This window comes from Maricaulis sp. (assembly GCF_048269565.1).
Classification (GTDB): Bacteria; Pseudomonadota; Alphaproteobacteria; order Caulobacterales; family Maricaulaceae; genus Maricaulis.
This window is the reverse complement of sequence record NZ_JBLXIK010000003.1, coordinates 233,935-253,582: the sequence shown is the minus strand read 5'-3', so window position 1 is coordinate 253,582 and position 19,648 is coordinate 233,935. Positions and strand designations below refer to the sequence as shown.

24 protein-coding genes are annotated in these 19,648 nt (G+C 63.0%); 5 read left to right on the top strand and 19 right to left on the bottom strand.

What is annotated here, in order from left to right:
* Positions 1-62: 62 nt before the first annotated feature.
* The 10 genes from ACN0YL_RS08000 to glyA all read right to left on the bottom strand — a co-directional run bounded on the left by ACN0YL_RS08000 (position 63) and on the right by glyA (position 8,901).
* Entirely contained in the window at positions 63-2,150 is a 2,088-nt protein-coding gene (locus tag ACN0YL_RS08000; protein ID WP_417491679.1) for a sodium-translocating pyrophosphatase, read from the bottom strand.
* Between the two features lie 227 nt (positions 2,151-2,377).
* On the bottom strand, positions 2,378-2,875 hold the full coding sequence (locus tag ACN0YL_RS07995) for a hypothetical protein (RefSeq protein ID WP_417497624.1): 498 nt from the start codon (positions 2,873-2,875) through the stop codon (positions 2,378-2,380).
* 40 nt (positions 2,876-2,915) lie between these two features.
* Positions 2,916-3,884, bottom strand: a complete 969-nt coding sequence (gene thiL / locus ACN0YL_RS07990; RefSeq protein WP_417497623.1) for a thiamine-phosphate kinase — start codon at positions 3,882-3,884, stop codon at positions 2,916-2,918.
* Positions 3,885-3,887: 3 nt separating this feature from the next.
* Positions 3,888-4,370 carry a transcription antitermination factor NusB gene (nusB, locus tag ACN0YL_RS07985; RefSeq protein WP_417470718.1) on the bottom strand — a complete coding sequence of 161 codons (483 nt, stop codon included), beginning with the start codon at positions 4,368-4,370 and terminating at the stop codon, positions 3,888-3,890.
* Positions 4,367-4,798 (bottom strand): 6,7-dimethyl-8-ribityllumazine synthase, encoded by a 432-nt coding sequence (gene ribH, locus ACN0YL_RS07980; protein ID WP_417470716.1) that lies wholly within the window; start codon positions 4,796-4,798, stop codon positions 4,367-4,369. The genes nusB and ribH overlap by 4 nt, the downstream gene beginning before the upstream one ends.
* The gene (gene ribB, locus ACN0YL_RS07975; protein WP_417491681.1) at positions 4,798-5,916 is read right to left on the bottom strand and encodes a 3,4-dihydroxy-2-butanone-4-phosphate synthase; all 1,119 of its coding nucleotides are present in this window, start codon (positions 5,914-5,916) and stop codon (positions 4,798-4,800) included. Before ribB ends, ribH begins: the two co-directional genes overlap by 1 nt.
* Positions 5,913-6,524, bottom strand: coding sequence for a riboflavin synthase (locus ACN0YL_RS07970; protein ID WP_417497622.1), 612 nt, complete (start codon positions 6,522-6,524; stop codon positions 5,913-5,915). The genes ribB and ACN0YL_RS07970 overlap by 4 nt, the downstream gene beginning before the upstream one ends.
* The gene (locus ACN0YL_RS07965) at positions 6,524-7,102 is read right to left on the bottom strand and encodes a RibD family protein (RefSeq protein WP_417491683.1); all 579 of its coding nucleotides are present in this window, start codon (positions 7,100-7,102) and stop codon (positions 6,524-6,526) included. Before ACN0YL_RS07965 ends, ACN0YL_RS07970 begins: the two co-directional genes overlap by 1 nt.
* Complete coding sequence (gene nrdR, locus ACN0YL_RS07960) at positions 7,099-7,584, bottom strand: transcriptional regulator NrdR (RefSeq protein ID WP_417491684.1); 486 nt, start codon at positions 7,582-7,584, stop codon at positions 7,099-7,101. The genes ACN0YL_RS07965 and nrdR overlap by 4 nt, the downstream gene beginning before the upstream one ends.
* Positions 7,585-7,593: 9 nt before the next feature.
* The gene (gene glyA, locus ACN0YL_RS07955; protein ID WP_417491685.1) at positions 7,594-8,901 is read right to left on the bottom strand and encodes a serine hydroxymethyltransferase; all 1,308 of its coding nucleotides are present in this window, start codon (positions 8,899-8,901) and stop codon (positions 7,594-7,596) included.
* Positions 8,902-9,194: 293 nt separating this feature from the next.
* Here glyA and ACN0YL_RS07950 point away from each other — a divergent pair, with 293 nt between their 5' ends.
* Positions 9,195-9,599, top strand: a complete 405-nt coding sequence (locus tag ACN0YL_RS07950; protein WP_417491686.1) for a MucR family transcriptional regulator — start codon at positions 9,195-9,197, stop codon at positions 9,597-9,599.
* 17 nt (positions 9,600-9,616) lie between these two features.
* Here the strand turns inward: ACN0YL_RS07950 and ACN0YL_RS07945 are convergent, their stop codons facing one another.
* The 9 genes from ACN0YL_RS07945 to ACN0YL_RS07905 all read right to left on the bottom strand — a co-directional run bounded on the left by ACN0YL_RS07945 (position 9,617) and on the right by ACN0YL_RS07905 (position 16,057).
* The gene (locus ACN0YL_RS07945; protein ID WP_417491687.1) at positions 9,617-9,853 is read right to left on the bottom strand and encodes a DUF6898 family protein; all 237 of its coding nucleotides are present in this window, start codon (positions 9,851-9,853) and stop codon (positions 9,617-9,619) included.
* 13 nt (positions 9,854-9,866) lie between these two features.
* Positions 9,867-11,090: a 5-aminolevulinate synthase gene (gene hemA, locus ACN0YL_RS07940; protein WP_417497621.1), complete on the bottom strand. Its 1,224-nt coding sequence runs from the start codon at positions 11,088-11,090 to the stop codon at positions 9,867-9,869.
* Positions 11,091-11,218: 128 nt separating this feature from the next.
* Positions 11,219-11,710, bottom strand: a complete 492-nt coding sequence (locus tag ACN0YL_RS07935; RefSeq protein ID WP_417491689.1) for a MarR family winged helix-turn-helix transcriptional regulator — start codon at positions 11,708-11,710, stop codon at positions 11,219-11,221.
* Between the two features lie 66 nt (positions 11,711-11,776).
* Positions 11,777-12,670 (bottom strand): 3-hydroxyisobutyrate dehydrogenase, encoded by an 894-nt coding sequence (gene mmsB, locus ACN0YL_RS07930; RefSeq protein ID WP_417491690.1) that lies wholly within the window; start codon positions 12,668-12,670, stop codon positions 11,777-11,779.
* A 47-nt stretch (positions 12,671-12,717) separates the two neighbouring features.
* Positions 12,718-13,779: an enoyl-CoA hydratase/isomerase family protein gene (locus ACN0YL_RS07925; protein ID WP_417497620.1), complete on the bottom strand. Its 1,062-nt coding sequence runs from the start codon at positions 13,777-13,779 to the stop codon at positions 12,718-12,720.
* Complete coding sequence (locus tag ACN0YL_RS07920; RefSeq protein ID WP_417491692.1) at positions 13,776-14,210, bottom strand: type II toxin-antitoxin system VapC family toxin; 435 nt, start codon at positions 14,208-14,210, stop codon at positions 13,776-13,778. The genes ACN0YL_RS07925 and ACN0YL_RS07920 overlap by 4 nt, the downstream gene beginning before the upstream one ends.
* Entirely contained in the window at positions 14,198-14,461 is a 264-nt protein-coding gene (locus tag ACN0YL_RS07915; protein WP_417491693.1) for a type II toxin-antitoxin system Phd/YefM family antitoxin, read from the bottom strand. Before ACN0YL_RS07915 ends, ACN0YL_RS07920 begins: the two co-directional genes overlap by 13 nt.
* A gap of 52 nt (positions 14,462-14,513) precedes the next feature.
* Positions 14,514-14,912: a hypothetical protein gene (locus tag ACN0YL_RS07910; RefSeq protein WP_417497619.1), complete on the bottom strand. Its 399-nt coding sequence runs from the start codon at positions 14,910-14,912 to the stop codon at positions 14,514-14,516.
* A gap of 8 nt (positions 14,913-14,920) precedes the next feature.
* Positions 14,921-16,057: an isobutyryl-CoA dehydrogenase gene (locus ACN0YL_RS07905; protein ID WP_417497778.1), complete on the bottom strand. Its 1,137-nt coding sequence runs from the start codon at positions 16,055-16,057 to the stop codon at positions 14,921-14,923.
* 97 nt (positions 16,058-16,154) lie between these two features.
* Between ACN0YL_RS07905 and hemB the strand changes: the two genes are divergently transcribed.
* The 4 genes from hemB (at position 16,155) to ACN0YL_RS07885 (ending at position 19,471) form a co-directional block, all read left to right on the top strand.
* Positions 16,155-17,135 carry a porphobilinogen synthase gene (gene hemB / locus ACN0YL_RS07900; RefSeq protein ID WP_417497618.1) on the top strand — a complete coding sequence of 327 codons (981 nt, stop codon included), beginning with the start codon at positions 16,155-16,157 and terminating at the stop codon, positions 17,133-17,135.
* A gap of 318 nt (positions 17,136-17,453) precedes the next feature.
* The gene (locus ACN0YL_RS07895) at positions 17,454-18,599 is read left to right on the top strand and encodes a trans-sulfuration enzyme family protein (RefSeq protein ID WP_417497617.1); all 1,146 of its coding nucleotides are present in this window, start codon (positions 17,454-17,456) and stop codon (positions 18,597-18,599) included.
* Positions 18,600-18,667: 68 nt separating this feature from the next.
* Positions 18,668-18,988, top strand: a complete 321-nt coding sequence (locus tag ACN0YL_RS07890; protein WP_417497616.1) for a hypothetical protein — start codon at positions 18,668-18,670, stop codon at positions 18,986-18,988.
* A 156-nt stretch (positions 18,989-19,144) separates the two neighbouring features.
* A complete protein-coding gene (locus ACN0YL_RS07885) occupies positions 19,145-19,471 on the top strand; it encodes a hypothetical protein (RefSeq protein WP_417497615.1) in 327 nt (108 codons plus the stop codon).
* The last annotated feature ends 177 nt before the right edge of the window (positions 19,472-19,648 follow it).

Below are 19,648 nucleotides of genomic sequence, written 5' to 3'. Positions count from 1 at the left end.
GGGGCTTTTCTCTGTGTGCAGATAGGAGGGCAGGACGCACAGGCGCCCTGCCCGATCCTGCTCTAGCGGGCCAGGAAGGCCAGCAGCAACAGAGCCACGATATTCGTGATCTTGATCATCGGATTGACCGCAGGACCGGCGGTGTCCTTGTAGGGATCGCCAACCGTGTCACCGGTGATGGCGGCCTTGTGGGCGTCGGAGCCCTTGCCGCCATGATTGCCGTCTTCGATGTATTTCTTGGCATTGTCCCAGGCACCACCGCCGACAGTCATCGAGACTGCAACGAAGAGACCATTGACGATCACACCCATCAGCATCGCGCCGACGGCTGCCAGCGCCTGTTCCTGGCCAGCCAGCGCGTCGATCGCGAAGTAGAGCACGATTGGCGACAACACCGGCAGCAGGGATGGCACGATCATTTCACGGATCGCCGCCTTGGTCAGGATATCCACGGCGCGGCCATAATCCGGCTTCGCCTTGTATTCCATGATGCCCGGAATTTCCTTGAACTGGCGACGAACCTCGGCGACGACGGCGCCTGCAGCCCGGCCAACCGCCATCATCGACATGCCGCCGAACAGGTAGGGCAGAAGCCCGCCGAACAGGAGGCCGACGATGACATAGGGGTTTTTCAGGGAGAAGTCGGGAGCCAAGTGGAGGAGATGTTCCACATCGGTCGTGTAGGCCGCGAACAATACCAGCGCACCGAGACCGGCTGAACCGATGGCATAGCCCTTGGTGACGGCCTTGGTGGTATTGCCGACCGCGTCGAGCGTGTCGGTAGTATTGCGCACGCTCTCGTCGAGACCGGACATTTCCGCGATACCACCGGCATTGTCGGTGACAGGGCCGAAGGCATCGAGGGCCACGATCACACCGGCCAGGGCCAGCATGGTGGTCACGGAGATCGCGATGCCGAACAGGCCGGCCAGCGAGTAGGTCGCGATAATACCGCCAATGATGATCAGCGCCGGGATCGCGGTAGCCTCAAGCGAAACCGCCAAGCCCTGGATCACATTGGTGCCGTGCCCGGAAACCGAGGCCGCGGCGACCGAACGCACCGGACGGTATTCCGTGCCGGTATAGTATTCGGTGATCCAGATAATGGCACCGGTCACCGCCAGGCCCACCAGACCGGAGAAGAACAGGTTCTGCCCGGTAATCATCAGGCCGGAGACTTCGGCGATATCGCCCATGCCGTTTGGCAGGACATAGCGGGTCACGAGCCACAGGCCGGCAACCGACAGCACGCCCGCCGCGATCAGGCCCTTGTAGAGCGCGCCCATCACATTGGTGCCCTTGCCCAGACGGACAAAGAAGGTGCCGAGGATCGAGGTCACGATGCAGATCCCGGCAATCGCCAGCGGATACAGCATCATGATCGCACCGAGTTCGCCGGTGAAGAAGATCGAGGCCAGAACCATGGTCGCAACAATGGTCACGGCATATGTTTCGAACAGATCCGCTGCCATGCCGGCGCAATCGCCGACATTGTCACCGACATTGTCGGCAATCGTGGCCGGGTTGCGTGGATCGTCTTCGGGGATGCCCGCTTCGATCTTGCCGACCATATCACCGCCGACATCCGCACCCTTGGTGAAGATACCGCCGCCGAGACGGGCAAAGATCGAGATCAGGGACGCGCCAAAGCCGAGGGCCACCAGCGCGTCAACCACGGTGCGGTCAGCCGGCACAAAACCCATGACATTGGTCAGCAGCCAGTAATAGCCTGCCACACCGAGCAGTGCGAGACCGGCCACGAGCATGCCCGTGATGGCGCCTGAGCGGAAAGCGATGTCCAGACCGGCAGCGAGGCTTTTGCTCGCAGCTTCGGTCGTGCGTACATTGGCGCGAACCGAAATCAGCATGCCGATGAAGCCGGCGGCACCGGACAGGACAGCCCCGACAACAAAGCCGACCGCGACTTGCCAGCCGAGGAAAAAGGCGATCAGGACGCCAACGGCGATCCCGACAATGGCAATCGTGGTATACTGGCGCTTGAGGTAAGCGTTCGCGCCTTCCTGAATGGCCGATGCAATTTCCTGCATCTTCTCTGAACCGGCGCTCTCCTTCATCAAACGTTGCGTCTGGATGACGCCGTAGATGAGGGCGAGAAGTCCCGCTCCAATGGCCAACAAAAGTATGTTCATGGCAGGTATCCCCGTTATTTTTTTCTCTGAGGTCGAGAATGGAAGCGGGGAAAGCACAAGCGTGAGAATCACGCCGACCTGTTCATGCCACCCCGATGGTCTGGACTATGCCCAAAGCCATCGAGCGGCGCAACACGCCTTCTTGACAGGAAAAGGCCCGGCTCGTCAGGGAAAACCGGGCGTGACCGGATGGATCCGGGCAGGTTGCGAGGTGTTGGGCGCCGGTGTCAGCGCCGTAGCATCAGCGTGTCCGGCGTACCGACCCGGATCTCCGCGATGGCCGAGGCGCCGTAGTAATCACGCAGAACCGCTTCCCAGACCCGGGTCGCCAGATCGCGGTCGAGCCCCGAACCGTCAGCGTTTGCGAGCGGAATTCTCGAGGCGGCGCGCACCATGGCGTCGAGCGCGAAATGGGTCCGTTCCTGCATGTCCCAGACATTCTGTCCGTCGCCGGCACGGACCTGGACGCGGACATAGGCGTAGCCGGTCAGCCGCCCACCCACCGAGAGCGGGGCAACCACCGCCGGCAGGGTAAACACCCGCGGATTGTCGGCCATGGCCTCGCTGTCCGTGCTGTGGTCCTCGTCCTCGTCACTGGCGAGGTTGAACAGGGTCACAAAACGATTGCCCGATCCCGAGGCATTGCCGCCGCCACCGCCCCCGCCGCTGGCCAGGGCCGCTGATGACAAGCAGGCCGACAGGAGTATCGCCAGAAAAATGCGCATGATCACCTCATCCTTGAGTGGCGATCATGCCAGAGGGGCGTCAAAAATGCGTGAATCCGCCTGCCCCGGTCTCGATCACCGCTCCCGCGGCGTCTCGCAGGACCGCACCCTGCCCTTCGGCGGCCGCGCCAATCCGCGTCAGGGGCACATCGAGGCGCGCGGCCAGCGCCGCCAATTCCTCTCGCTGCGCCGGCGCGGCGCAGAACAATAATTCGTAATCATCGCCGCCGCAGACTAGGCTCACCAGCCCGTCCGGGCCCTGGCCTGCAAGCCAGGCCCGGGCCGGCGGTGAAAACGGCACGCGTGCCGCCTGCAGCTCAAGCCGGACGCCGCTGACCTGCGCGATATGGCCGGCATCGGCCATCAAGCCATCGGATATGTCCAGACAGGCTGTCGCCGGCCCACGCAGGGCCTGACCCAGCGCCAGCCGCGGTGACGGGCGGCGATAGCGTTCCAGCAGGAATGGATCGGCCGGCATGGCGCCGCGCGCGATTTCCAAGCCCAGCCGGGCGTCGCCAATACTGCCGGACACCCAGACATCATCGCCGGGCCGGGCGCCGCGCCGCAGCAGGGCAGTGCCGGCCGGCAGCTGGCCGAGCATGGTCAGGCTGATGGTGAGTGGCCCCGGCCCGGCTGTCGTGTCGCCGCCGAGCAGGCTGAGCGCGAAGGCCTGCTGGGCGCTGGCGAGCCCGTCGACGAAACCCTCGCGCCAGGCCTGCGCCAGATTTCGCGGCCAGGCGATCGAACTGAGATAACCCAGAGGCTCGGCGCCCATGGCCGCAAGGTCGGACAGATTGCTGCGGACACAGCGTTCGGCCACCACCTCCGGCGGGTCCGTATCGAGGAAATGCACGCCGCCAACCAGCATGTCGCTGGCAACCACAAGCTGGCAGCCCGGCGCCGGTGTCAGGACGGCGGCGTCATCGGCCAGGTCAAGCGCGGCCGGATGGCCCCGGGTCAGCGGGGCCAGACGCGTTCGAATGAAGTCGAACTCGCCCTCGCCCGCCATCGCTCAAAGCTCGCCGGGACGGGCCTGGCGCGCGCACTTGTCGAGCGCGGCGTTGACGAATTTCGGCTCGGAGCCCTCGAAGAAAGCGTGCGCAACGTCGACATATTCATCGATCACGACGCGGGCCGGCACATCGGTCTTCTCGAACAGTTCATAACCGCCCGAACGCAAAATGGCGCGCACGGTCGCATCGAGGCGTTCCAAGCGCCAGCCATCGGCCAGCAGCGCATTGATCGCCAGATCCACGGTCGCCTGCTTGGTCACAACCCCGGCGACCAGAGCCTCGAAGAAGGCCTCGTCGGCCTCGACGTAATCGGGGTTTTCGCCTTCATGGCCAAAACGGTGATCACGGAATTCGGCGGTCACATCGGCCGCGCCGCGACCGGATATTTCCATCTGGTACAGGGCCTGGACGGCCGCCAGCCGGGCGGCGCGACGCAGGCGCGCGCGGTTGTCGGACGGGGATTCTGTGTTCTGCGCGCTCATGGCGCCCTCCTGAAACGGTCTCGCAACGCGATCAGTGCGAGGCAGGCCCCGGCCACATCTGCGCCCTTGTTCTTCTCAATCGCGCGTCGAAGCGCCTGGTCGCGATTTTCCACCGTCAGGATACCGTTGCCCAGCGGAATACCCCGCAAGGACAGGTCCATCAGGCCGCGCGCCGACTCGCTGCAGACATAATCATAATGCGTCGTCTCGCCACGAATAACGCAGCCCAGCGCCACATATCCGTCATAGCCGGCCTCGCCAAGCACGGCTTGTGTGATTGCGCCGGGAATTTCCAGCGCACCGGGGACCTCGATCAGCTCAAAGCTGGCGCCGGCCGCGGTCAGGGCCTCGGTGGCACCGGCGATCAGCGCATCAGCGATGTCGCGGTAGAACGTCCCCGCAACAATCAGGATACGATGCTGGCTCATCACAATTCCTCCGGGAAAGGGCGTTCTTCACACACGCTGAGGCCATAGCCCTCCAGCCCGACAATGGTTTGCGGCTTGGTCATCAGCAGGATCATCTCGCGCACACCGAGATCGAGCAGGATCTGCGCCCCGACGCCGTATTCGCGCAGACGCCGGGCGTGACGCTCGGTTTCCGGCAGCGCCGGATGCGCGCCGAGCCGCTCGACGATCGCGGTATGGCTGGTCTCGCGGATCAGCACCATCACGCCGGGGCCCTTGTGGTGTGCCAACGAACGGATCCCCGCTTCGACCAGACCGCCACGGCCCCCGGAATCCTTGAGGACATCATCGACAAAGCTGACCTTGTGCATCCGCACCATGGTCGGCGCCTGCGCCGATGGCTCGCCCTTGACCAGGGCGACATGTTCGGCGCCATCGAGGGTGTTGCGGAACACGACCAGTTTGAACGGGCCGCCCCATTCGCTTTCAAAACCGGTTTCCAGACGCCGTTCGATGAAACGGTCATGCTGGCGGCGATAGGCAATCAGATCGGCGATGGTACCGATCTTCAGCCCGTGCAATTGCGCGAAGGACACCAGGTCAGGCAAACGCGCCATGGTGCCGTCTTCATTCATGATTTCGCAGATCACCCCGGCCGATCCGGCGCCGGCAAGCCGGGCGACATCGATCGAGGCCTCGGTGTGACCGGCGCGGACCAAAACACCGCCATCGCGCGCAACCAGCGGAAAAACATGGCCCGGCGTGGCGATATCATCAGCGCCAAGCGCCGGATCGGTGGCGACCTGGATGGTGCGCGCACGATCATGCGCGGATATGCCCGTGGTGACACCTTCGCGGGCTTCTATTGATACCGTGAAGGCCGTCTGGTGTCGCGAACGGTTATCCGATGCCATCAGGGTCAGGCCGAGCGCATCGCAGCGCTCCTGGCTCATCGCGAGGCAGATCAGGCCGCGGCCATGCTTGGCCATGAAATTGATCGCATCGGGCGTGGCGAACTTGGCCGGAATGACCAGATCGCCCTCATTCTCGCGATCCTCGGCATCGACCAGGATGAACATGCGGCCATTGCGGGCATCTTCAATCACGTCCTCAATCGGAGACAGGGGGATATCACTCACGGGGCGGCCTCCGGAAATTCACTCAGACGGGCGGCGTAGCGCGCCATGAGGTCAACCTCAAGGTTGACGCGCGCCCCGCTGCGCAGCTGACCCAGTGTCGTCGCAGCCGCGGTATGGGGGATAATCATCACATCGAAGCTTTCAGGCGTCACCGCATTGACGGTCAGCGAGACGCCATCAATCGTGATGGAGCCCTTGCGCGCAATGAAGCGGTTGAGGCCCGGCGGCGGGGTGACGGTGAAGACGATCCACTCCCCCTCCTCGCGCCGCTCACGCACGCGACCGACGCCATCAACATGGCCGGTGACCAGATGCCCACCCAGCTCGTCGCCGATTTTCAGGGCCCGTTCCAGATTGACGTTGTCGCCCTGGCGCCAGTCACCGAGCGTCGTCAGGCGCAGCGTCTCCGGCGAGACCTCGACGGCATGCCAGCCACCCTCACCCGCAACGCCCTTGTCGACGACAGTCAGACAGGCGCCGGCATGGGCAATCGAGGCGCCGAGTTCGATGCCATCTGGCGCGTAAGGCGTTTCAATCTCGAAGCGTTTGACCGCCTCGCCGCTGATCGCGCGTATGCGCCCGAGCGCGGTGACAATTCCGGTAAACATCAGACGATCCGCTCATAGCTTTCATGCAGGTCACGGCCACGCTCGACCAGCGCGACCCGTTGGAATGTGGGGGCCAGCTCCAGCCGCTCAAGGCCCAGCGCTGCGATCGCGGCCAGGCCGTCACCGCCGAGCACGACCGGTGCGCGAAACCATTCGATACGGTCGACCAGACCGGCACCCAGTGCCGCACCGGCAATGGCGCTGCCAGCCTCGATCATGACGCTGTCATAACCGGCCATGGCGGCGGCGAGATCACGATCACGGAAGATCCGCACCTGACGCGAGGCTTCGTCATGGACCGCAGCATCGGCCGGCGTGCGCCCGGCGCTGTCCATGATGAGAATGTCCGGCTGGACCACAGCCGCAATGCCATCCGGGCGCGCGGTCAATTGCGGATCGTCGGCGAGGATGGTGCCGATGCCGGTGAGGATGGCGGCATGGGCGGCACGCATACGGTGGACTTCGGCGCGGCTTTCAGGGCCGGTAATCCATTTCGAGACACCGTTCGCCAGGGCAATGCGGCCATCGAGCGAGGTGGCGAGTTTGAGGGTGACGCGCGCTCGACCGTCCGGCCTCATTCGACCCCGTCTTCCGGACCCCGGTTTCCCGGCGCGAGGTCTTCATCGGTGATGAATTCGCGAAAATCCTGGACCTTGTGGAAATCCTTGTAGACCGATGCGTAGCGGACATAGGCGACCGCATCGAGATTCTTCAGCGCCTCCATCACCAGTTCGCCGACCCGGTCGGAGGTGACATCGGTCTCGCCGGTCGATTCCAGCCGCCGCACGATGCCGGAGATCATCTGCTCGATGCGCTCCGGCTCGATATTGCGCTTCTGCATCGCCAGATGGATGGAACGATTGAGCTTCTCACGGTCGAACTGGACCCGGCGACCGGATTTTTTCAGCACCGTCAGCTCGCGCAATTGCACCCTCTCAAAGGTGGTGAACCGGGCCGAGCAGGCCGGACATTGCCGGCGGCGGCGAATGGCATTCCCGTCCTCAGCCGGGCGGGAATCCTTCACCTGTGTATCCATATGTCCGCAAAAAGGGCAACGCATCCGGGTACCTTAGGCCAATTCGGGATAGATGGGGAAGCGCGCCGTAAGCGCCTTCACCTGTTCGCGCACCTGGCCCTCGACCTCGGCATCGCCTTCAGGGCTGGCCACCAAGGCGTCGAGCACGCGCACGATCATTTCGCCAACCTGGCGGAATTCGGCCTCGCCGAAGCCGCGCGTCGTCGCCGCCGGCGAGCCGACACGCAGGCCGGACGTCACCGTCGGCTTTTCCGGATCGAACGGCACGCCGTTCTTGTTGCAGGTCATATAGGCGCGCTCGAGCGCCTGTTCGGCGAGATTGCCCTTGAGCCCCTTGGGCCGCAGATCGATCAGGGCGAGATGGCTGTCGGTACCGCCGGAGACGATGGCATAGCCGCCCGCCGTCACCGCTTCGGCCATCACCTGGCAATTGCGGATCACATTGGCGGCGTAGGTCTTGAACTCCGGCCGCAGCGCTTCGCCGAAGGCGACAGCCTTGCCGGCGATGACATGCATCAGCGGGCCACCCTGCAGGCCCGGGAAAATGGCGGAATTGAACTTCTTGCCGAGCTCGAGATCATTGGACACGATCATGCCGCCGCGCGGGCCGCGCAGCGTCTTGTGGGTGGTGGTGGTGCAGACATGGGCGTGCGGCGTCGGGCTGGGAATGGCGCCGCCGGCGACCAGACCGGCGATATGCGCCATATCGACCATCAAATAGGCCCCGACCTCGTCGGCGATCTTGCGGAATTCAGCGAAATCGATCTCGCGCGGATAGGCAGAACCACCGGCAATGATCATTTGCGGCTGCAGCTCATTGGCCTGCTGGCGCAGCGCGTCATAATCGATGCGGGCATCGGATTCGCGCACGCCATAGGCATGGGCCTCGAACCATTTGCCGGACATGTTGGGTCTGGCCCCATGGGTCAGGTGTCCGCCGGCATTGAGCGAGAGACCGAGAATCTTGTCGCCCGGCTTCAGCAGGGCGAGGAAAACGCCCTGGTTGGCCTGGCTGCCGGAACTCGGCTGGACATTGGCGTACTGGACGTCGAACAGCGCCTTGGCGCGGTCGATCGCCAGCTGTTCGACCACATCGACATGCTCGCAGCCGCCATAATAGCGTTTGCCCGGATAGCCCTCGGCATATTTGTTGGTCAGCGGCGAGCCCTGGGCTTCAAGCACAGCGCGCGAGACGATGTTTTCCGAGGCGATCAGCTCGATCTGGCTCTGTTGACGGAGAATTTCCGCATGGATGGCGTGCGCCACCTCACGGTCGGATTCGACCACGGACTGGGTGAAAAAACTGTTCCCTGGTACGGCTGTCGCCACATTTTCCGGCATAATCGGTCCTCTTCAACGCACACACGCCTGCCGGCTTGATAAGGCCGGTCCGCATGACAAACAAGCGTCGAGTTGCCGCGCCGGCAGGCACAAACTCAGAACGGGCAACTGGATTGGTGCGTATTTCAATCAGCAGGCCATACGGCCGGCGATTACGGCTATTCATACTTAAATGCTTGAGCCGGACAACAACTCACAATATACATCAAGAAATATTTATTGGACTGGCGCAATCTCCCCCGGAACACGCCAAGCGAATTTGAAAGGCCTCAAATATGTCAGAAGAAAACATTATGGCAGTCGACCAGGAAGAATTGCTGCGGATGACAACGGATGTGGTCGCATCCTACCTGTCTCACAACTCGATGCCCGCCGACAATGTGCCGGACCTGATCCGCTCGGTTCACACCGCGATGAAAGAAGTTTCGGGCATCGAACTGAAACAGGAAACCAAATCGAAGCCCGCCGTATCAGTGGCTAAATCGATCAGCGATGATTACATCGTCTGTCTCGAGGACGGCAAGAAACTGAAAATGCTGAAGCGCTACCTGCGCTCGCAATACAACATGTCACCGGATGACTATCGCCGGAAATGGAATCTGCCTTCCGATTACCCGATGGTGGCGCCGGCCTATTCTCGCAAGCGGTCGCAATTCGCCAAGGATATCGGCCTGGGTCGCGGCAAGAAGGACGCATAACGCGCCCTCACCGCCGATCAGACGGAAATACCGCGGCCGGGCCTTGTGCCCGGCCGTTTTTCGTCCGGCTCGGAGGATTCATTGCGGCCCATTTTCCAGGCCAGTTTAGCCAAGGCAAGCTGGTCAATTTCAGCCTTGGTCGTACGGGGCGGAACCTGGAACACCACTTCCTCGCCGGTGGCCGCGTCAACGGCCGCAACCCGGACGCTGCCGCCAACGCGCTGGGTCTCGATGTAGATCTCGCGACCGCTCATCGAGACACCAACCTCATCCCCGCACCGCCACGTCCTGCGCGGACGCGCTCTGCCAGACATCATGCAGCGCCTCGATCAGTTCATCGATCATGGCGTCGGTATGCAGCGGAGTCGGCGTCAGGCGCAGGCGCTCGGTGCCCTTGGGCACGGTGGGATAATTGATCGGCTGGACATAGATGCAGTGCTCGTCGAGCAGCATGTCGGTCATGCGCTTGCACAGGACGGGATCGCCGACCTGCACCGGCACGATATGCGTCACAGACGGCATCACCGGGAAGCCGGCCTCGGCGAGACGGGCCTTCAGGGTCGCTGCGCGCTCCTGGTGCTTCTCGCGCAGCTCGTGCGCTGATTTGAGATATTCGACACTGGCGCGTGCGCCGGCGGCGAGCGCCGGTGGCAGCGCGGTAGTGAAGATGAAGCCGGACGCGAGCGAACGGATCGCATCGATAATGATCTCATTGGCAGCCACATAGCCGCCCATCACCCCATAGGCCTTGCCCAGCGTGCCTTCGATGATGTCGATCCGGTGCATCAAGCCTTCGCGTTCGGCGATGCCGCCGCCGCGCAGGCCATAGAGGCCGACCGCGTGCACTTCATCAATATAGGTCAGGGCATTGTATTTATCGGCGAGATCACAGACCGCCTTGATCGGGCCGATATCGCCATCCATCGAATACACCGATTCAAAGGCGATCAGTTTCGGCGCATCCTTGGGAGCGGCCGCAAGCAATTCTTCCAGATGCGCGACATCATTATGGCGCCAGACATGCTTCTCGCAGCGCGCGCCCTTCACGCCGGCAATCATCGAGGCGTGATTGAGTTCGTCGGAGAAAATGATCAGGCCCGGCAGGATCTTGCCGAGGGTGGACAGCGTCGCCTCGTTGGAAATGTAGCCCGAGGTGAAGAGCAGCGCCGCATCCTTGTTGTGCAGATCGGCGAGCGAGCGCTCGAGCTCGACATGATAATGCGTCGTGCCGGAGATATTGCGGGTGCCGCCGGCGCCGGAGCCGACATCGTCGATGGCTTTTTTCATCGACTCCACGACGCAGGGCAATTGCCCCATGCCGAGATAATCATTGGAACACCAGACGGTCACGTCCTTGACCTGGCCGTCCGGAGCCCGCCAGCGCGCGACGGGAAACTCCCCCTTGCGGCGCAAAAGATCGGCGAATACGCGGTAACGGCCCTCGGCCTTCACACGGCGCACGGCCGCTTCAAACGCGTTCTGGTAATCCATGCCGGCCTCGTTCACGGTCTGCTGCGTCCATTCAGGTTTGAATCGACGTATAGACCGTTAACACGGCTCCTGCGAATGGACGAAGCGCCGCACCCGCGAAAAATCGCAGTCAGCGCGGCAAGGAAAGCCTACATGCGGAAGCGGATATGGTCGGCCCAGAAGCGCTCGACACGCGTCAGCGCCGTGTTGACGGCGGGCAGGCTCTCATCATCGACACCGCCGACCGGGCTCAGGGAGGCGCCCTGGCGTTCAAACAGGGCCGACAGTTTGGCGCGCACGGCGCTGCCGCTCTCGGTCAGGGACACGCGCACGGCACGGCGATCAACCGCCGAGCGCTCATGGCGAATATAGCCGGCATCGACGAGCTTCTTGAGATTGTAGGAGACATTGGAGCCAAGATAATGCCCGCGCGTGCGCAGCTCTCCGGCCGTCAGTTCCTGGTCACCGATATTGAACAGCAACAGCGCCTGGACACTATTGAGATTGTCCAGACTATCCCGGTCCAGCTCGTCCTTCACAACATCGAGCAATTGCCGGTGCAGGCGTTCAACCAGCTGCAACAGCTCAAGATATTGCGTATTCGTGCCCGGAACCGGTGCCAGATTTTCTGCCAATGCCATGTTACCCACTCCACCTGATCGTTCTGATCCTTGGCAGCACGTTAGCAGGAACTGGCTAAAGAGCGTTTAATCCGCCTTCCAGCTTCCGTTAAGCATCTTGTAGATGGCTGAAAAATCAAGGTCCTGGCCACCGAGATTGCCGAACATCGCGTACAGCGCCTCGGCCTGGGCACCCAGCGGCGTCGAGGCACCGGAAGCCTGGGCCGCGTCCTGGGCCAGTTTGAGGTCCTTCAGCATCATCGCCGTGGCAAAGCCGGGCTTGTAATCCTTGTTGGCCGGTGTCGTCGGGATCGGCCCGGCGACCGGGCAATAGCTGGTCATCGACCAGGACTGGCCGGAGGCTTTCGAGGAAATGTCGAAGAATTTCTGCTGGTCCAGGCCGAGTTTCTCGGCCAGGGCAAAGGCCTCGCAGGTGCCGATCATGGTGATGCCGAGCAGCATATTGTTGCAGATCTTCGCCGCCTGTCCCGCACCGGTATCGCCGGCATGCAGGATCGCCTTGCCCATTGCCTGCAGGATGGGTTCGGCGACAGCAAAATCCGCCTCGGCGCCGCCGACCATGAAGGTCAGTGTGCCAGCCGCTGCCGCCGCGACACCGCCGGAGACGGGCGCGTCGACGAAGCGGAAGCCCTTCTCGACGGCGGCCTTGCCGACAAAGCGGGCACTGTCGACATCAATCGTCGAGCAATCGAGGAAGAGCGTGCCCGGCGCGGCATTCGGGAAGACGTCATTTTCATAGACGGCGCGGACATGCTTGCCGGCCGGCAGCATGGAAACAACAGCGGCCGCGCCCGTCACGGCGTCAGCCGTCGAGCTCGCCGCCTTCGCGCCCTGTTCGACCGCGTGCGCCAGCGCTGCGGCGCTGAGATCATACGCCTGCACCTCATGGCCCGCCTTGACGAGATTGGCCGCCATGCCCGAACCCATATTGCCCAGGCCGATGAATGCGATCACTGCCATGTGAAATCTCCCGAATTTGATTATTGCGCTCGCAAGGCGTCGAGGCCTCAGTCGAGGAAAGTCATTTCATGCTTATCGTCCAGCGGTGCGAAGGCGGCGGCAATATCAAGGTCGTCGACCTCGGCCAGTGTCGCCGGGGACCAGACTGGCGCATGGTCCTTGTCGATGATGACCGCGCGGACGCCCTCATAGAAATCCTTGCCGGTCAGACACCAGGAACTGAGCCGCAAATCCTGCCGCATCACGCCCTCAAAGCTCAAATCCGCACCGGCGCGCAGGGCGGCCAGGGTCAGTTTGAGCGCTGTCGGTGACTTGCCGGACAGGATTTTGAGCTGTTTCATCGACCAGGCATCACCGGCGGCAACCATCCGCCCGACCATCGCCTCGACATCATCGCCGGCGAAGGCGGCATCGATCAGGGTGCGCGTCAGGGCCAGATCGCTGTCGCCGGGATCGCCGGAGAATTCCTCGAGCAGGACTTCCAGCGCGTCCTCGCCCGACAGATCGGCGCTCTCGAGCGCGGCCAGCAGGGCCTCATATTGCGTGCTTGGACAGTAATGCGTCGCCAGACCGGCAGCGATGCAATCGGGCGCTTTCAGGCGCGCGCCGGTCAGGCCCATCCAGGTGCCGATCTCGCCATCGAGCCGCGGCAGGAACCAGGCGCCGCCGACATCGGGGTGAAAGCCGATCCCCGTCTCGGGCATGGCGAACATCGTCTTGTCACCTGCGATACGGTGGGAGCCATGCACCGACACGCCAACGCCGCCGCCCATGACGATACCGTCAATCAGCGCGACATAGGGTTTGGGATAGGACTGGATCAGCGTGTTGAGCCGGTATTCATCGCGCCAGAACAGCCAGGCATTATCATCGCCGGCCTTGCCGCTATCGTGAAGCTTGAGGATATCGCCGCCGGCGCAAAACCCCTTCTCCCCGGCCCCGTCGACGACGATGGCCTGCACCGCGTCATCCTCGCGCCAGGCCTGCAACGCCTCGATCATGGACAGACACATGCCATGGGTCAGCGCATTGAGCGCCTTGGGGCGGTTGAGGGTGATACGGCCGACATGGCCGGTTTTGCGCGCGATGATTTCGGGTTCTTGGGTCATGACACACTCGGTTCGCTCAAATCATGACAAGGGATGGCGTTTGCCCGCGCCACCGTCAACAGGGCTTTGTCTCTCGACACCAGTTCACCGCCGGATTCGATGGCAAGGGCGAGATAGGCGGCGTCGAACAGGCTCAAGCCGACCGAACGTGCAAATCCGGTTAGTTCATAGATATGTCCCGTAACGCGCGGCGGCAGGACGGTGATCCGCAGATCGTGAAGTTGCTGCAGCGTGTCATCGAGATTGAGACTCCCCCGCACAGCCCAGAGGCGCAGCACATTGCTGGTCTCCCAGGCGAACACGTCGGGCGCGATCAATCGATAGCGCCGCAGCTCTGCCAGAAATTCATCGCTGCGCGGCCCGCCTTGCGTCTTCAGCACCCAGCCAAGGGCGGCAGATGCATCAACGACAAGCGGTGTTAACTCCGCCACGCTTCAGCCCTGAGCTCTTCCCAGCTCAGCCCGTCCAGCTCCGGACAGGGCTTTTGCGTTTCGCGGAACGCCTTCAGCTTCGCCACGAGTTCCTCGCCGGAAAGCTGTTTGTCGACATAGGGCTCCTGGCGGGAAAGGACGGCGATGCGCTTGCCGTGGCGGGTAATCACGATCGGTCCCTCGCCGCGCTCGACGGCATCAAGCAGGGCCGACAGGCGGGTCTTGGCTTCCAGCACACCGACTTCAATCATCTCGCACCCCTGACCATAAACATGGTCAGATTAGCCGATCACGCTGTTCGCGTCACTCGAAAAACTCGCGCACCACCCATTCATCCTCGTCCCATTCCGGCTCGAACGAGGCAAACACCAGGCCGACCCAGCCGAAGCGCTCATCCGGGGCGCGGGCGGCGAGTTCGGCGTCGTGTTGCAGCGGCACCCAGCAGACCAGATCGCCCGGGTGCAGGGGTTGTTTCGGCGCAAATGTGGTGCGCGAAATGACGATATAGCCGCCATCTTCGGACGCGACTTTCAGGGTCAGCTGGGCACAGCCATCCTCCTCGCCGCCGGCATCGGCGACCGATTCCAGCACCATGGCGAGCAAGGGCTGTTCCGGCACGATCAGGGTATCGTGCTCGGCGCAGGCATGTTCAAACGCCTCCATGGTGGAGGCGAATTTGCGGTCTCGGGCGTCGTCAGCCATGCGCTCTCCTATTTCATCAGATCCTTGGCGATGATGACGCGCATGATCTCGTTGGTGCCCTCGAGGATCTGGTGGACGCGCAGATCGCGCACGATGCGCTCCATCGGATAATCCTTGAGATAGCCATAGCCGCCATGCAGCTGCAGCGCCTGGTTGGCGATGTCGAAACAGGCATCGGTCGCGAATCGCTTGGCCATGGCGCAATATTTCGCCGCCGAGGGGTCATTGGCGTCGACCGATGCAGCGGCGCGATAAAGCATCAGGCGCGAGGCCTCGAGCTCGGTCGCCATGTCGGCAAGCTTGAATTGCGACACCTGGAACTGGCCGATCGGGCGACCGAATTGCTGGCGGGTCGAGACATAGTCGAGCGCCAGATCGAGCGCCTCGCTGGCGCCGCCGAGCGAACAGGCCCCGATATTGATGCGGCCGCCATTCAGCCCCTTCATCGCCAGGGTAAAGCCCATGCCCTCATCGGCAAGACGGTTGGCGACGGGAACGCGGCAATCGGCAAAATTGACGATGCGGGTCGGCTGGGCATTCCAGCCCATTTTCTTTTCATTGGCCCCGAAGGTCAGGCCCGGCGTGTCCTTCTCAACGAGAATGGTCGAGATGCCCTTGGGGCCGTCACCGCCGGTGCGGCACATGACGATGTAATAATCCGAGGTCCCGGCGCCGGAGATGAAGGCCTTGGCACCGTTGAGGACATAATGATCGCCATCGCGCACGGCCTTGGTGCGCAGGCTGGCCGCATCGGACCCGGCGCCCGGCTCGGTCAGGCAATAGGAGGCGATCTTCTCCATCGACATCATGTCGGGCAGGAAGCGCTGGCGCTGGTCTTCCGTGCCCCAGGTGTCGATCATCCAGGCGCACATATTGTGGATCGACAGGAAGGCCGCGGTTGCGACACATCCGCGCGATAATTGCTCGAAGATCAGACAGGCATCCAGCCGCGACAGACCCGATCCGCCGACATCTTCGCGCGTATAAATCCCGGCAAAGCCCATTTCGGCGGCAGCGCGCAGGGCGTCGACCGGGAAATGCTTGTCCTCATCCCACTTGGCCGCATTGGGCTTGAGGCGGTCATTTGAGAAATTGCGGGCGGCGTCCTGAATCAGTATCTGATCTTCAGTGAGAGCGAAGTGCACAGCGGGCATCCTGTCGGCTATGAGTGTTTGGCATGGCGTATCGTGACCGCGCCAAAGCCGCAAGTTTGTGATGTTTGACGAGACAAGGACAGAACTCATGGGCCTCTTCCCCGCCACCCGCCTTCGCCGCCTGCGCCAGCACGACTGGACGCGCCGCCTGGTCCAGGAAAACGCCCTCACCAGCAACGACCTGATCTGGTCCGTCGTCATCACCGACCAGGACAGGCCGGAACCCATCGCCGCCATGCCCGGCGTCGAGCGCCTGACGCTGAAGGGCCTCGCCAGCGCCGCGAAGGAAGCCCAGGCGCTGGGCATTCCCGCGCTGGCCATCTTCCCGCATATCGACCCGGCGAAGAAGAACGAAGACGGCACAGAAGCCCTCAATCGCGATGGCCTGATCCCGAATGCGATTCGCACCATCAAGGAGGCCGCGCCCAATCTCGGCGTCATCTGCGATGTCGCGCTCGATCCCTTCACCACCCATGGCCATGACGGCGTGCTCGATGGCGAGACCATCGACAATGACGCCACCATCGAACGCCTGATCGAACAGGCCCTGGTGCAGGCGGAAGCCGGCTGCGATGTCTGCGCCCCGTCCGACATGATGGATGGCCGTATCGGCGCCATCCGCGAAGCGCTCGAGGCCGAGGGCCACAGCCATACGATGATCCTCTCCTACGCCGCCAAATACGCCTCGGGCTTTTATGGCCCCTATCGCGAGGCCATCGGCTCGGCCGCAGCCCTGAAGGGCGACAAGAAGACCTATCAGATGAATCCCGGCAATGCGGCCGAAGCCCTGCGCGAGGTCGAGCTCGACATCGCCGAGGGCGCCGATATGGTGATGGTCAAGCCCGGCCTGCCCTATCTCGATATCGTGCGCCTGCTGGCCGATAATTTCGACATCCCCGTCTTCGCTTTCCAGGTCTCCGGCGAGTACGCCATGATCGAAGCCGCCGCCGCCAATGGCTGGATCGATGGCGAACGCTGCATGCTGGAGAGCCTGCTGGCCTTCAAGCGCGCCGGGGCGAGCGGGATTGTGACCTATTATGCCAAGCGGGCCGCGATGGCGCTGGGATGAAGGAGGGTGAATTCCGATGGCGACCTGGAAGTTCAGCATTCGAAAGAGATGCCCGGTTTGCGGGGCCGAAGCATCACCCGGACAGAGACGGCAGTCCCGAACCGAGCAGAATTCCCTGACTTGTGCGGGGTGCGGCGCAGCGCTGAACTGGACATCCGTTTCGACCGCCGTAATTTTGATCGGGGCCATTTTTGCATTTGTTGTCAGTGGGATCGATTGGTTCAATCCTTGGATCCGAGGGTCAGCATTCATGCTCTTCTGGTTGCTGATCCTCGTAGCGCTTCCCGGATTCGTGCAATTGAAGTCTGTGAGTGCTGAATGACCAAGCCCCCCTCCCGCGAATCCCTCACCGCCCAGGCGATGCACGCCATCGACGAAGCCACCGGCGCCGTGATCCCGCCCATCCATCCGGCGACGACCTTTGCGCGCGATGCCGACAATCAGCTGATCGGCGAGACCGATTATCGCCGCCCGGCCGGGCCGAACGAGTTTCAGGCGGCACGCGTGCTGGCGATGCTGGAGGGCGCGCCGGAGGCGAAGCTGTTTGCGTCGGGCATGGCAGCGATTGCGGCGGTGGTCGAGAGCGTGCCGGCGGGCGGGCATGTCGTGGCGCAGAGCGAGATGTATTATGGCGCCAAGGCCTTGCTGCAACGCGCTGCCGCCAAGGGGCGCATCACGCTCGATCTGGTGGCGCCCGGCGATGAGGCCGCGTTGAAGGCCGCCTGCAAGCCGGGCACGGATCTGGTCTGGATTGAAAGCCCGGCCAACCCGTCATGGGCGATTGTCGACATCGCGGCGAGCGCCGAAATCGCCCATTCGGTGGGCGCGACTCTGGCGATCGATTCCACCTGTGCCCCGCCCTGCACCACCCAGGCACTGAGCCTCGGCGCTGATATCGTGATGCATTCGGCGACCAAATATCTCAACGGCCATTCCGATGTGCTCGCCGGCGTGCTGGCGACGCGTGAGCTCAATGAGCGCTGGGCCGAGATCACCGAGATCCACACCCGCACCGGCGCCATTCCCGGCGCTTTCGAGACCTGGCTAATGCTGCGCGGCCTGCGCACGCTCTGGGTCCGCTTTGCCCGCCAGAGCGAGACGGCGCTCTTCCTGACGGAAAAGCTCTCCGGCCACCCGGCCCTCGACGCCGTGCTCTATCCCGGCCTGCCCACCCATCCGGGCCATGCCATCGCCGCGCGTCAGATGACGGGCGGGTTTGGCGGCCTGTTTTCCTTGCGGCTGAACGGCGGCTATGACGCGGCGCGCAAGCTCGCCTCCGGCACCAAGCTCTTCATCCAGGCCACCTCGCTGGGCGGGGTGGAAAGCCTGATCGAGCACCGCAAGCCGATCGAGGGCCCGGCCAGTCCGACGCCGGATAATCTGGTGCGGGTTTCGGTCGGGCTGGAGCGGGCAGAAGATCTGCTCGCCGATCTGGAACAGGCCCTGGCGACGGCCGGCACCTGAGTCCGCGCCCTTGACGCGCATGTGGCGAACGATGCAATCTGGCGACGCAGCGGCGCGGAGCGTAAACCATGTTCTCAAAGCTCGGATTGAAGAAAACCTGCCCGGCCTGCGCCGTCGATCTGCCCGACACCGAGATCGCGACCGCCAATACCGGCGCGCCCTTCAACTGCCCGCATTGCGGCAGCCGGCTGCGCTGGGCCGTCGGCCCGGGCCTGCTTGTCAGCCTGGGCCTCGCCCTTGTGAGCATTCCCGTCGCGATGCGTGTGTCGACGCACTGGCCCCTGCCCGCCTTTCTCGCCGGACTGATGGTGCTGATCATGACCTGCGCCTGGCTCGCCTTGCGCGCAATGAGGCCGGTGCTCGTACAACCAGCCGAACTGCGGGACTGACCTAAAGGTCAAACCCCAGATATTGCGATCAACTCGTAGCGCTCCACAACATCTTGCCGGTTTATGCTTGCGTCCCGATCAATATCGGGCGTAATCTCACGGCTATGTTGTGGTTCAAGTGCGTAGTTTTCCAATAAACACCCTGGGGAGAAACTCATGTCACTGGACAAAATCATCTGGGCCGTCTCGGCCCTTGTCGCGATTGTTTTCGCTTTCGTCAGCATCGAAATGGCCGGACTGATCCTGGCCATTCTCGGCCTCGCCTGCGGCTTCTTCATCAAGGGCGATCATCGCCGCGCCGTCATCCTCGCCGCGATCTTTCTGATCGCCGGCGGTGCCAGCGCGCTGACAGCCATCCCGACCGTCGGCACCTATCTGACGGCCATTTTCAGTAATTACGGCGCCGTCCTTTCCGCCGCATCGCTGATGGTGATCGTCATGGCGACCGCCGAACGCATGATACCGGGCATGTCGAGCGAATAGACGCCGGCCCGTTCAGACCTCAACCAACAGGGAGCCCCGGATATCGGCCCGGGGTTCTTTGCGTTGGCGTTGCACTTGACCGGATTGCCCGCCCTGTTTAACCCTGCCCACTCAACCAACCGGAGCGTTTATGCGCCGCCTTCTTGAGTCCTGATACAGCCCGCTGATGCAGCGGGC